This is a genomic window from Myxococcus sp. CA023, assembly GCF_010998615.1.
Lineage (GTDB): Bacteria > Myxococcota > Myxococcia > Myxococcales > Myxococcaceae > Myxococcus.
On the sequence record NZ_JAAEAH010000012.1, the window covers coordinates 129,669 to 141,348 of the forward strand.

Here is an 11,680-nt window from a genome sequence, read left to right on the forward strand (position 1 = left end):
CCCGGAGGGGTCGCAGAGCCGGCGGAGTGTATAGACGAGGTCTCGCTCCACCTCACGTTCCACCTTGGCCTGCACCGCGTCATGCGGCGACCGTCCAGGGAGGGGCTCGGGCGCCCTCTACACACGAAAGGAGGTGGACATTCCGTGACATTGCGGGGTTTCTCCGCGCGCCCACACTGGCCATGCTGCGTGCCGAGGAGACCCATGAAGCTCACGCGGCTCGAGGTCCATCACTACCGGAACGTCGTCCCTGGCACCTCGCTGGTGTTCAGCCCGTCGTACAATCTGGTGCTGGGGGAGAACGGCACCGGCAGGACAACGCTGTTGGAGCTCATCTCCACGGTGCTCGGCTCGGACTTCTCCGGCCTCATCCACGAGCCGTTCGCACTGGAGTACGACCTGGCGTTCCCGGGCATGAAGCTGCACGTTTTCGTCCGGAACGAGGAGAACGCCCCGGAGCCGGACGCGGAGGCACCGCCGCGAAAGGGCTCCGCGCTGATGCCGCTGCGCACGCCCGCGCTGGATTCCTCGCTGCACCCGCGCATCGAAGTGGACGTGCAGTTCCATTCGCCGTCGGCCAGGTTGGTGATGCGTGCGGACGCGGCGGGCATGGACTGCAAGGTGGACGGCGAGGCCGTGTGGTCGCGGAGCATGCACTGGTCGCTGCTGGACCGGTCGGTGTGGACCCTGCTGTTCATGACGGCGCAGTACATCGACGCGGGGATGAAGGAGCGGCTCAAGGAGCTGCTACGCCGCACGTTCCTGCTGGCGCCGCAGCGCTTCGATGAAGCACTGGGGATGTTCGAACGCATCGGCGCCATCCGCTACGCCATGGAGGTGCGGGACGGCGAAGTGTTCCCGCTGGGGTTGATGGCGCTGCCCACGTGGATGCCGGGGTGGCTGCGTGAGCAGATGGAGCAACCATCCGTTACGGACGTGCTGGAGCTGACGCACGACGCGCGCGAAGGCAGCTTCCTGGCGAAGTTCGTGGCGCTGGCGGGCTTTGAGGCGGGCCGCTTCCGCGTGGAGGTGCTGGAGAAGCGGTCGTTCGAGAACGGCGGGCGCGTGGGCTTTGGGGGCTTTGGCTTCGAGTTCACGCGGCGCGATGGCCGGGTGCTGGCACACGAGGCGTTGGGCTTCGGGCAGAAGCGGCTGCTGTCACTGCTCTATTACTTGGACGTGAACGAGGACTTCGCCATCGCGGATGAGCTGGGCAATGGGCTGCATCCGAGCTGGGTGGAAGCGAGCATGCGGGAGCTGGGGGCTCGGCAGGTATTTCTCACCAGCCAGAATCCGCTCCTCTTCGAGCACACGCTGTTTCCGTCCGCCGAGGCACTGAGGGCGTCGCTCCTGCTGTGTGGCAACACGCGAGAGGACGGGCCGGAGCGCATCGCCTGGAAGAATCCCACACACGAGGTCGCGGGCCGGCTCTTCGACGCGCACGGGCTGGGCGCACACCCGCTGGCGGAGCTGCTGCGCCAGCAGGGCCTGTGGTGAGCCCCGACCATCGGCACCTCCCCGCGGGCGCGCCTGTCCCTGGCGGGTGTCCCCGAGGGGGGCTGCTCGCTGGGGCATTTGCGTGATTGCCTCGCGAGTGCGGTCGAATCTCCCAAGAAACAGCGCCTCGGGACTCCTAGGGTGGCGCATGGGAGGCCCGGGTAGCGGGAGCGGCTCGCATGCGGCGCATTCGTGTCATCGACAGTCATACCGGTGGTGAGCCCACGCGCGTGGTGACGGACGGAGGCCCGGAGCTGGGAGCGGGCGACCTGGCAAGCCTGCGCGAGCGCTTCCGCGAGAAGTTCGACGCCTTTCGCAAGGCCATCGTCTGCGAGCCCCGTGGGTCCGACGTCATGGTGGGCGCGCTGCTGTGTCCGCCTGTCAGTGCGTCGAGCGTCGCCGGCATCATCTTCTTCAACAACGTCGGCTATCTCGGGATGTGCGGCCACGGGACCATCGGCGTGGTGAAGACGCTGGAGTACCTGGGGCGCATCGGTCCTGGCGTCCACTCGCTGGAGACTCCCGTTGGCGTGGTGAAGGCCACGCTGCATCCGGATGGGCGTGTCAGCATCGCCAATGTGCCGAGCTACCGGTGGGCGCATGACGTGGCGGTGTCCGTGCCGGGACATGGCGAGGTGCGCGGCGACATCGCCTGGGGCGGCAACTGGTTCTTCCTCTCCCGCGCCACGCACCTGCCGCTGGAGCTGTCGCGGACTCCCGCGCTCCTGGCGTACACCTCCGCAATCAAACAGGCACTCTCGGACCAGGGCATCACCGGGGAGGGCGGCGCGGAGATCGACCACGTCGAGCTGTACGCCCCCTCTCCGACGCCGGGGGTGGATGCTCGCAACTTCGTGCTCTGTCCAGGGCTGGCCTATGACCGCTCGCCATGTGGCACCGGGACGAGCGCGAAGGTCGCGTGTCTGGCCGCCGAGGGTGTGCTCGCGGAAGGCGCGACGTGGGTGCAGGAGAGCATCCTCGGCAGTCGCTTCGAGGCGCGCTACGTCCGGGACGGTGCGCGCATCCTGCCCACCATCACCGGCACCGCGTCCGTCAACGCGGAGGCCACGTTGCTGGTGGACCCGACTGACCCCTTTGCCTGGGGCATCGGATGAGCGCCTTCGACTGCGTCATCGTCGGCGGTGGCATCGTCGGTGCGGCGCTCGCGGATGTGCTCAGTGCCGACGGCATGTCGGTGGCGCTCGTCGAGGCGAGGTCCATCGGTGCGGGGACGACGGCGTGCGGTATGGGCCACCTGGTGGCCATGGATGACAACGCGGCGGAGCTCGCGCTGACGTCGTGGTCCGTGTCGCTGTGGCGTGAACTCGCGGATGGACTGCCTCGCGCGGTGGAGTACGACGCGTGTGGCACCCTCTGGCTCGCCGCCGATGACGAGGAGATGGCCGCTGTCTCCGCGAAGGTGGCCAACTACCGCGCCGCGGGTGTCCGTGCCGAGGTGCTCGACAGCGCAGCGCTCCAAGAGGCCGAGCCCGCGCTTGCTCCGGGACTCGTGGGGGCGCTGCGTGTCGTGGATGATGCCGTGCTGTATCCGCCGCTCGCCGCGCGGACCTTCGCGCTGCGTGCCCAGGCTCGAGGTGCGCGGCTGATGACGGGGTGTCCGGTTCGGGAGCTGCGCTCGGGAAGTGTCGTGCTCTCCAATGGGGAGGTGCTGACGGCACGGTACATCGTGCTCGCGGCGGGCGTGGCCAGTCCCGCGCTCTGCCCTGGGCTGCCCATCTCTCCGCGCAAGGGACACCTGCTCATCACCCGGCGCGGGGCTCCCGTGGTGCATCACCAACTGGTGGAGCTGGGCTACCTCAAGAGCGCGCACGGCACGGACGGCGCTTCCGTGGCGTTCAATGCCCAGCCGCGTGTCACAGGGCAGCTCTTGCTGGGCTCGTCGCGACAGCCGGGCGATGCGACGCGCGAGGTGGACGCGGCGCTCCTGGAGCGCATGCTGAAGCGCGCGGCCATGTTCCTTCCGGGGCTCGATGGCTTGCAGGCACTGCGCGTCTGGACGGGGCTGCGTCCGGCGACACCCGATGGTCTGCCCTTGCTGGGGCCTCATCCGGAGAAGCCGTGGCTCTGGCTGGCTTGTGGCCATGAGGGGCTCGGTATCACCACCGCCACGGGCAGCGCGCGACTGGTGGCGGACCAACTGCTCGGGCGCACCAGCGCCATCGATGCGCGTCCGTATTCACCCGCGCGGTTCCTGACGGCGTCCTCTCGGGAGGTCGCTCATGCGTGAGCCCGCGTCGAAGGCCACCACGCGCGTCACCCTGCGCATCAACGGACGTGCTGTCACAGTGCCGGCGGGAACGTCGGTCGCGGCGGCGCTGGCGATGACGGACAGCTTCGTCAGTCGCGCCGACTTGAGCGGGCGCCCCCGAGGGCCCCTCTGCGGAATGGGTGTCTGCTTCGAGTGCCGAGCCACCATCGATGGTGTACCCGAAGTTCTCATGTGCCTGACGCCGTGCCGTGAGGACCAGGAGGTGGTGACCGATGCGTGAGGCCTGTGACCTCGTGGTCGTCGGCGCCGGACCTGGCGGACTCGCCGCCGCTTGCCGTGCGGCCGAGGCGGGGCTGGATGTGCTCGTCCTCGACGCCCAGCCCGAGCCCGGTGGTCAGGTCTGGAGAAGCGAGGCCCGAAAGGGCGCGAATCGCCTCGCGCGTCGGTGGCTCACCCGCTTCGCCGCGTCGGGCGCTCGCTTCCGTCCAGGCGCCCGCGTCGTCGCCGCGCCCGAGCCGGGCGTGCTCCTGGTCGAAGAGGGCTCCTCCTCGTTCGCGGTGCGCTACGGCCGCGCGGTGCTCGCCACTGGCGCACGCGAGCGCTTCCTCCCGTTCCCCGGTTGGACACTGCCGGGCGTGCTGGGCGTCAGCGGCCTCCAGGTGCTCGTCAAGGATGGCCTCCCCATTCGAGGCAAGCGCGTGGTGCTCGCCGGAACGGGCCCGCTGTTGCTCGCCGCCGCCGCGACGATTCACGCCCACGGTGGCGAGGTCCTCTACATCGCCGAGCAGGCCTCCGCCGCGAGCCACTGGGGCTTCGCCCTCCAGCTCTGGCGACACCCGGCCAAGCTGCTCCAAGGCGCCTTGATGTCCGCGGCGCTCATCAGCGTGCCCACGTCCACGGACGCCTGGGTCATCGCCGCCGAAGGCGAGGGCCGGGTGGAGTCTGTCCGCCTGTCCGTGCGCGGTCGCGAGGAACAGCTGCGGTGCGACTACCTGGGCGCGGCCTACGGGCTCGTGCCCAATCTGGAAGTGGCCCGGTTGCTGGGCTGTGAGACCTCGGCCGGCGCGGTGGTCGTGAACGAGCGCCTGGAGACGCGAGTCCCCAAGGTCCACGCCGTGGGCGAGCTGCTCGGCATCGGCGGCGTGGACCAGGCGCTCGTCACCGGAGAGCTGGCCGGACTCGTCGCCGCCGAGCAACCCATCCCCGTCGAGCTGGAGCGCACCTGGCATCGCGTCCGCGCGTTCGCCGCCCAGCTCGCTCGGCATGACGCGCCACGCGCGGAGCTGCGACGACTGGCCACGCCCGACACGCTGCTGTGCCGCTGCGAGGACGTGCCCATGTCCGCGCTGGAGGGCTGTCAGAACCTGCGCGAGGCCCGGCTGTACGCCCGGCTGGGCATGGGCGCCTGTCAGGGCCGCACCTGCGGCACGGCGGCGCAAACCCTCTTCGGCTGGTCGGGCGAGGACGTGCGTCCACCGTGTCTTCCCGCGCGCATCGGCAGCCTGCGCCTTCCCTCGGACGTTTCCTCTACCCACGCGAGAGAGTCATGAACCTCTGGACTGGTGTCCTCCCCGCCATCACCACCCCCTTCAACGCGGACCTGTCCGTCGACCACGGCACGGTGCGCTCACACGTGCGCTGGCTGGTGTTGCAGGGCTGCACCGGCATCATCCCCTGCGGCTCACTGGGCGAGGGCGCGACGCTAAGCCAGGAGGAGAAGGTTGCGGTGATGCGCACGTGCGTGGACGCGGTGAAGGTGCCCGTCATCCCGGGCATCGCCGCCCTGTCCACGGCGGAGGCCGTGCGGCTGGCTCGCGCCGCGGAGGAGGCGGGCTGCGCCGGGCTGATGGTTTTGCCCCCGTATGTCTATTCCAGCGACTGGCGCGAGATGAAGGCCCACATGTCCGCAGTCCTGCGCGCCACGAAGCTGCCGTGCCTGCTCTACAACAACCCCGTCGCCTACAAGACGGACTTCACCCCCGCGCAGCTCGCGGAGCTGGCCGCCGAGCATGACAATGCGGTCGCCGTGAAGGAGTCCTCCACCGACGCCCGTCGCGTCACCGCCATTCGCGCCCTCCTGGGAGACCGGCTGGCCGTGGGCGTGGGCGTGGACGACTGCCTCGTCGAGGGCGTGGACGCAGGCGCGCGCTTCTGGGTGGCGGGGCTGGTCAATGCGTTCCCCGCCGAGTCCGTGCGACTGCTCGAGCTGGCCCTCGCCGGAAAGAAGCAGGCCGCCTTCGAGTTGTACCGCTGGTTCCTGCCGCTCTTGCGCCTGGACACCGTCACCCGGTTCGTCCAGCTCATCAAGCTGGTCCAGCAGGAAGTCGGCTGGGGCCACGAGCGGGTGCGTGGGCCTCGGCTGGAGCTGGCGGGTGCCGAGCGCGAGGAGTGTCTGCGCGTGCTGCGCGAGGCCCTGGCGAACCGGCCCGCTTTGTAGTTCCCCGTCGCGAAGTGTCCTGTATCGAAGCTGGAGGGGCGATGGGCCCCTCCCGGAGTGAGGTCGCCGCATGAGCTGGATGGGACTGTCCTTGATTGGCGCCGAACGTGGCGAGCCCGGTGGGCCGACGTTCACCGGCTGGAATCCCGCTGAGGGCGTGGCGCTCGAGCCTCGCTTCCACGGCGCGCGGCCCCATGAGGTGGAGCGGGCCTGCGTGCTCGCGGAGCAGGCCGCCCCCACGCTCGCGGCGCTGTCCTCACGTCAGCGCGCCGGGTTCCTGGAGCACATCGCCGAGGCGCTCCTCGCGGCGGAGGCGGACTTCCTCGCCGTGACGCCCAAGGAGACCGGACTCCCCCCCGCGCGCATCCAGGGAGAGCTGAGCCGCGCGGCCGGACAGTTCCGTCAGTTCGCTCGGCTGCTGGAGGAAGGCAGCTGGGTGGATGCGCGCATCGACCGGGCCCTGCCCGAACGCCGTCCCTTGCCGCGTCCGGACCTGCGCTCCCTGCTGCGCCCCGTGGGGCCGGTGGCCGTGTTCGGCGCGAGCAACTTCCCGCTCGCGTTCTCCGTCGCCGGAGGTGACACCGCGTCCGCGCTGGCCGCGGGCTGTCCCGTCGTCGCCAAGGCCCATCCCGCGCACCCAGCGACGTCGGAGCGCGCGGGCCTGGCCATCCGCGCGGCCGTGGCGGCGTATGGGCTGCACGAAGGCGTGTTCTCGCTCCTGTTCGACGCGGGCACGGAGGTGGGCGCCTCGCTCGTGAGTCACCCCGCCATCCGCGCCGTCGGCTTCACGGGCTCTCGTGGCGGAGGACGCGCGCTGATGGCGCTGGCCGCCGCTCGGCCTGTCCCCATTCCCGTCTTCGCGGAGATGGGCTCCATCAACCCCATCTTCCTCCTGCCGGAGGCGCTGGCCTCCCGTCCCCAGGCGATGGCGGACGCGCTGGCCATGTCCATCCTCCAGGGCGCGGGCCAGTTCTGCACCTCGCCTGGCCTGCTCGTGGCGGTGGAGGGCCCGGGGTACGAGGTCTTCCGCGCGCGGCTCGCGGAGAAGCTGGGGGCCGCCTCGGCCGTGCCCATGTTGACGCCCGCCATCGCCGAGCGCTTTCGCGAGGGCGTGAGCCATCTCGCCGCTCGCGCGGACACGCGGACCTGTGCACGGGGTGAGTCGAAGGCCGCGCTGGGCGCTGCCGCGCTGTTCGAGGCGGAGGCCCGCGTGGTGCTCGCCGAGAGCGCGCTCACGGAAGAGGTGTTCGGAAGCTGCGCGGTGCTGACGGTGGCGCGTGACGCGGCGGAGCTGGTGCGCGTGGCCTCCAGGCTGGAAGGCCAGCTCACCGCGACGGTGATGATGGATGCGGGAGACACGGCGCTGGCCTCCGAGCTGCTCCCCACGTTGTCGGACCGCGTGGGGCGCGTGCTGATGAATGGTGTCCCCACGGGCGTGGAGGTCTGCCCGGCCATGGTGCATGGCGGTCCCTTTCCGGCCAGCTCGGATGGCCGCTTCACCGCCGTGGGCACGGGCGCCATCCGCCGCTTCGTGCGGCCGGTGTGCTTCCAGGATGTGCCGGACGCGCTGCTCCCTCCGGAGCTGCGCGAGGCAAATCCCCTGAACCTGTGGCGAACGGTGGAAGGGCTACTGAAGCGAGAGTGACTCCCAGGTGTCCCGTCGTCACCCGGGAGTCACTCCCAGGCTTCACGGCGCCGCGTCGAAGCGGGACTCCAGCTTCACGCCCGCGAACGCCGCGCGGGACCTCACCATGGCGTAGTAGTAGACGCCGGTCAGCGGCGAGGGGATGTCCACCACCTCGTCGTTTCCAGGCAGATACGGCCGGTAGTCATACGCCGTCGTCGACGGCCACTGGTTGGCGCGGATGTAGAGGTCCGCGTTGCCCGTGCCGCCGCTCATCTGGAAGCGCAGGTTGCGCGCGCCGGCGGGCACCCAGAGGTAGAAGTACTGGATGTTGTTGCCGGCCAGCGGGCCCCGGTAGCAGCCGTTGTCCAGCATTCGGGTGTCCGCGCCCGTGCACTGCGTGCCGGTTCCAGGCCCCGGGCCCGGTTCCGGATTCGCGCAGGTGCTCGGGTCGGTCGCGGTGGAGACGCAGTCAATCCACTGGTGGAACTCCACGTCGTTCGCCGAGCCCAGGTTGTCCAGCGACGTGCGATACCCGGTGTAGTTCCCCGCGCGGAACTGGCCGACAAAGGTGTCCACCTGCGCCGGGTGGCGCTCGAACATGAAGCGCACCGCGAGGTAGCCCCAGTAGTACACGCGCTCGGTGCCACTGTTGTAGTCGTTGCGCAGAATCTGGCTGAGCTGGAAGCTCTTGCTGGTGCCCAGGTCCACCGCGGACGCGTTGTCGTCCTTCTTGGAGACGTACTCACCCAGCCCTTCAATCCACCAGATGGTGGGCTGGCTGATGCTGTCGCCGAAGCCGCCCTTCATGTTGAAGCGGCCATCCAGGTAGTGGACGTACTCGTGGCGCAGGTTCCAGATTTCGAACGCGGGCCGAACCCACTCCGCCTCGTAGGCGATGAAGCGGGCCTGGTTGCCGGACGCCGCCGGGTCTCCCTCCAGGTACATGCCGCCGTTGTTCGTGTCGATGCCGAACAGCGCGCCGGCATACGTCTGGTAGTCCAGGCTGCTGTCGAAGATGACCATCTCCAGCGACGTGTTGTTGTCACTGGCGACGGGCAGGCGGCCCGTCTTCAGCTTGTCGTGGAAGTAGGACTCCTGCGTGGCGAGCTGGCCACAGCTCTGCGTGAGCTGCGTGGCCGTCATCTCCTGGGCGCGCATGCGCAGCGTGGCGCCGCAGTTGTGCGTCACGCGGAGCACCGCCTGCTCCAGCGCCCGCCGGAAGTCGCAGATGCCGTAGTACGCGCAGTTGGCGCCGTCGTAGTAGTCGGCCATCTCCGCAGCGCCCACCCAGACGCCCGCGGTGGGGCCCGTCATCGAGTGGCTGGTGATGAGCGCCTTCACTTTGGGGCGCGTCTTCGTCTGCACCGTCCCCGGGTACTGGAGGAAGCGGGACAGCTCGCGGGCCGCGTTGACGGAGAGGTATTGGTTGTCGGTGCCCAGCAGGTGCTCGGTGCGCAGGCCGAAGGAGTCCAGCGAGTCGATGATGGACGAATCCTGCTGCACGGCCGCCACGAAGTCGTCGTTGTAGTGGCCGCGGAACAGGCCGACGAAGACGTTGTTGGTGGCGCTGCGCATGTACCAGGAGGCCAGGGTGGTGTCGTTGAAGCGGTCCAGCAGGCCCTTGAAGGTGCCCAGGTGCCGCGCGTTCTCCCCCGCGCTGTCGATGAGCGTGACGAACTCCCGAAGCACCGCGCCGTGGTCGTCGTTGACGTCCCGGAAGTGGCTGTTGGCCACGAAGGCGGCCAGGGCCGGGCGGATGGCATTGGCCAGCGCTGTGCCGTAACTGCCCACGACGTCCGGGGCGTAGTACTGCACGTAGTACCCCGCGCGCAGGAACATGATGAGCTGGAGCGTCTGGCCGTTGTTGTTGCCCCCGTAGCCTTGCGCGCTGGTGGTGAACGCGTTGGCGATGGTGACCATCTTGCTCTCGATGAACACCTGCCGGGCGAGCGTGCCCGTGACGCTGAACAGCGTGTTGATGCACTCCGTCGAGGAGCCCTTCACCAGCGTGACGAGCGCCGTCCCGGTGGCGGACCCGAAGGCCGCCGTGTCACACGCCAGCAGAAAGCGCTTCGGTGCGGGTGGGGTGAGGGCCTGACGCAGCTGCTCCGGGGAGACATCCGGCTGCCGCTCGTCGGGTTGGATGCGTTGGTGCGCGTGCTCCAGTCCATGGACGCGCTGAGCAGGATCGGCCGGGAGAGGACCTCCGGGACGGGCGTCCGCTCCGGGTGCGAACAGGATGAGACAACAGATGGCGAGGACGATGTGACAGCGACACCAATCCGTGACTGGACTGCGCATGGCTTCGTGCTCCGCGAATGGGGGGGCTTGCCGCACGGTGTCGTCCGTTCCGAGTGACACCGACGTGGGTTTCACGCGGTGTTCAAGGTATTCGCGAGCAAGTGTGACATTCTTGTGTCTTTCCCATGTGGGGACGAATGGAAACCACCAAAACGCGTGAAACCTTGGAGCACTGGCGGATGGGATTCATGGGACGGGTGGCGAATCCGCTGTTCGCGGAGGAGCTGTTCGACCGGGTGCCAGACATCGTCTTCTCGGTGAAGGACATCCGGGGGCGCTACGTGTGCATCAGCGAGGCGTGCGCGGAGCGCTGTGGCCTGAAGAGCAAGGCGGCGGCGGTGGGGCGCACGGCGCACGAGCTGTTCCCCCAGCACATGGCGGACCGGTACGTGCGACAGGACGAGAAGGTGTTCCGGACGGGGCGCGCAATCGTGGACAACCTGGACCTGACGTTGTTCAACAACCGCAAGCCGGGCTGGTGTCTGACGAGCAAGGTGCCGCTGTTCAATGCCGCGGGCGAGGTGATGGGGCTGGCGTGTCTGTCCAAGGACGTGCACGAGCCGGGGCGCGCGGGGCTCGTGGACGAGCGCTTCGCGGGGACCATCGACTACATCCAGGCAAACCATGGGGAACGGCTGCGCATCGACTCGCTGGCGCGACGGGCGGGGATGTCCGCGGCGCAGTTCGAGCGGCGGATGCGGCGCATCTTCCAGCTGTCGGCCGGGCAGTTCATCATGAAGACTCGCATCGGCGCGGCGGCGGTGCGGCTGGTGGAGGATGCGCAGCCCATCGCCGCCATCGCTCTGGCGGTGGGTTTCTGTGACCAGAGCGCGCTGTCTCGCCAGTTCAAGCAGGTGACGGGGCTGAGCCCGCGACAGTACCGGCAGCTCGTCGTCGCCACGTCCGTTCCGGGAGCGCCACCGGGCAAGCGGGCTCGCTGAAGCCAGGCCACCGTGATGCCGTTGACGTCGAGAATCGTCTTCGATGGGTTCGGGAAGTTGCGTCCTCCCACCTCGCGCGTGTCAATCCATACGGAGGGCACGCAACATGCCGCATCAATGCGACACGGGCGGTGAGGGCTCACGCGTTTCGGGGTCGTGGTGGTTCAGCGTCTGCTCCGCCTGTTCGCGATGGAGGCGCATCGTGGCCGTCTCCTCCTCTTCCGTCCGCTGGCGCCGCTTCACCAGGCCCTGCGTCTCATCCACGAACCAGAACACCACCCGGAAGAAAGCCGCGATGACAGTGATGAGCAGCGTGGACAGCACCCAGCTGAGCACGTAGCCGGGCCAGCCTCCCACGGTCACCCGAATGACGTTCGTCCCCGTGAGTGGCACCAGGACGAAGGCCACGTAGTGCGACACGCAGTAGGGGCACGACACCAGGTAGCCCAGCCACGATTCCTTGCCCCCCAGCCGCGCGCGCAGCGACGCGAAGATGCGCTCCCGGGACAGCGTCTGCGACACGCCCATCACCACGGCGGAGACGGCGAAGAGCTGGAAGAGGTCCCCCATGCCGCCAAGGTGGCGATGACGCACCGGGCAAGAAACAGCGGGCCCCCATGAAGGGCCCCGCCCGCCCGCTCCCCCTG

Annotated in this window: 10 protein-coding genes; 8 read left to right on the forward strand and 2 right to left on the reverse strand. The window is 69.1% G+C overall.

The genetic code is table 11. The features are described 5' to 3' along the window. Positions 1-204 precede the first annotated feature (204 nt). From F8M74_RS07770 to F8M74_RS07800, 7 genes are all read left to right on the forward strand, one after another. Positions 205-1,497: an AAA family ATPase gene (locus F8M74_RS07770; RefSeq protein WP_171410123.1), complete on the forward strand. Its 1,293-nt coding sequence runs from the start codon at positions 205-207 to the stop codon at positions 1,495-1,497. 179 nt (positions 1,498-1,676) lie between these two features. Next, positions 1,677-2,612: a proline racemase family protein gene (locus F8M74_RS07775; protein ID WP_141257381.1), complete on the forward strand. Its 936-nt coding sequence runs from the start codon at positions 1,677-1,679 to the stop codon at positions 2,610-2,612. Next, positions 2,609-3,745 (forward strand): FAD-binding oxidoreductase, encoded by a 1,137-nt coding sequence (locus F8M74_RS07780; protein ID WP_141257382.1) that lies wholly within the window; start codon positions 2,609-2,611, stop codon positions 3,743-3,745. Before F8M74_RS07775 ends, F8M74_RS07780 begins: the two co-directional genes overlap by 4 nt. After that, on the forward strand, positions 3,738-4,007 hold the full coding sequence (locus F8M74_RS07785; protein ID WP_141257383.1) for a (2Fe-2S)-binding protein: 270 nt from the start codon (positions 3,738-3,740) through the stop codon (positions 4,005-4,007). Before F8M74_RS07780 ends, F8M74_RS07785 begins: the two co-directional genes overlap by 8 nt. Further along, positions 4,000-5,277: an FAD/NAD(P)-binding oxidoreductase gene (locus F8M74_RS07790; RefSeq protein ID WP_141257384.1), complete on the forward strand. Its 1,278-nt coding sequence runs from the start codon at positions 4,000-4,002 to the stop codon at positions 5,275-5,277. Before F8M74_RS07785 ends, F8M74_RS07790 begins: the two co-directional genes overlap by 8 nt. Continuing rightward, positions 5,274-6,164 carry a dihydrodipicolinate synthase family protein gene (locus F8M74_RS07795; protein ID WP_141257385.1) on the forward strand — a complete coding sequence of 297 codons (891 nt, stop codon included), beginning with the start codon at positions 5,274-5,276 and terminating at the stop codon, positions 6,162-6,164. The genes F8M74_RS07790 and F8M74_RS07795 overlap by 4 nt, the downstream gene beginning before the upstream one ends. 70 nt (positions 6,165-6,234) lie before the next feature. Continuing rightward, positions 6,235-7,809, forward strand: a complete 1,575-nt coding sequence (locus tag F8M74_RS07800) for an aldehyde dehydrogenase (NADP(+)) (protein ID WP_141257386.1) — start codon at positions 6,235-6,237, stop codon at positions 7,807-7,809. Between the two features lie 42 nt (positions 7,810-7,851). Here the strand turns inward: F8M74_RS07800 and F8M74_RS07805 are convergent, their stop codons facing one another. Further along, positions 7,852-10,092 carry a M9 family metallopeptidase gene (locus F8M74_RS07805; RefSeq protein ID WP_141257387.1) on the reverse strand — a complete coding sequence of 747 codons (2,241 nt, stop codon included), beginning with the start codon at positions 10,090-10,092 and terminating at the stop codon, positions 7,852-7,854. Between the two features lie 179 nt (positions 10,093-10,271). On the opposite strand from F8M74_RS07805, the gene F8M74_RS07810 reads away from it, so the two are divergent. Further along, entirely contained in the window at positions 10,272-11,033 is a 762-nt protein-coding gene (locus tag F8M74_RS07810) for an AraC family transcriptional regulator (RefSeq protein ID WP_228559368.1), read from the forward strand. 114 nt (positions 11,034-11,147) lie between these two features. On the opposite strand, the gene F8M74_RS07815 is transcribed toward F8M74_RS07810, so the two are convergent. Continuing rightward, the coding region (locus tag F8M74_RS07815; protein WP_240462279.1) for a hypothetical protein at positions 11,148-11,680 on the reverse strand (533 nt) is incomplete at its 5' end.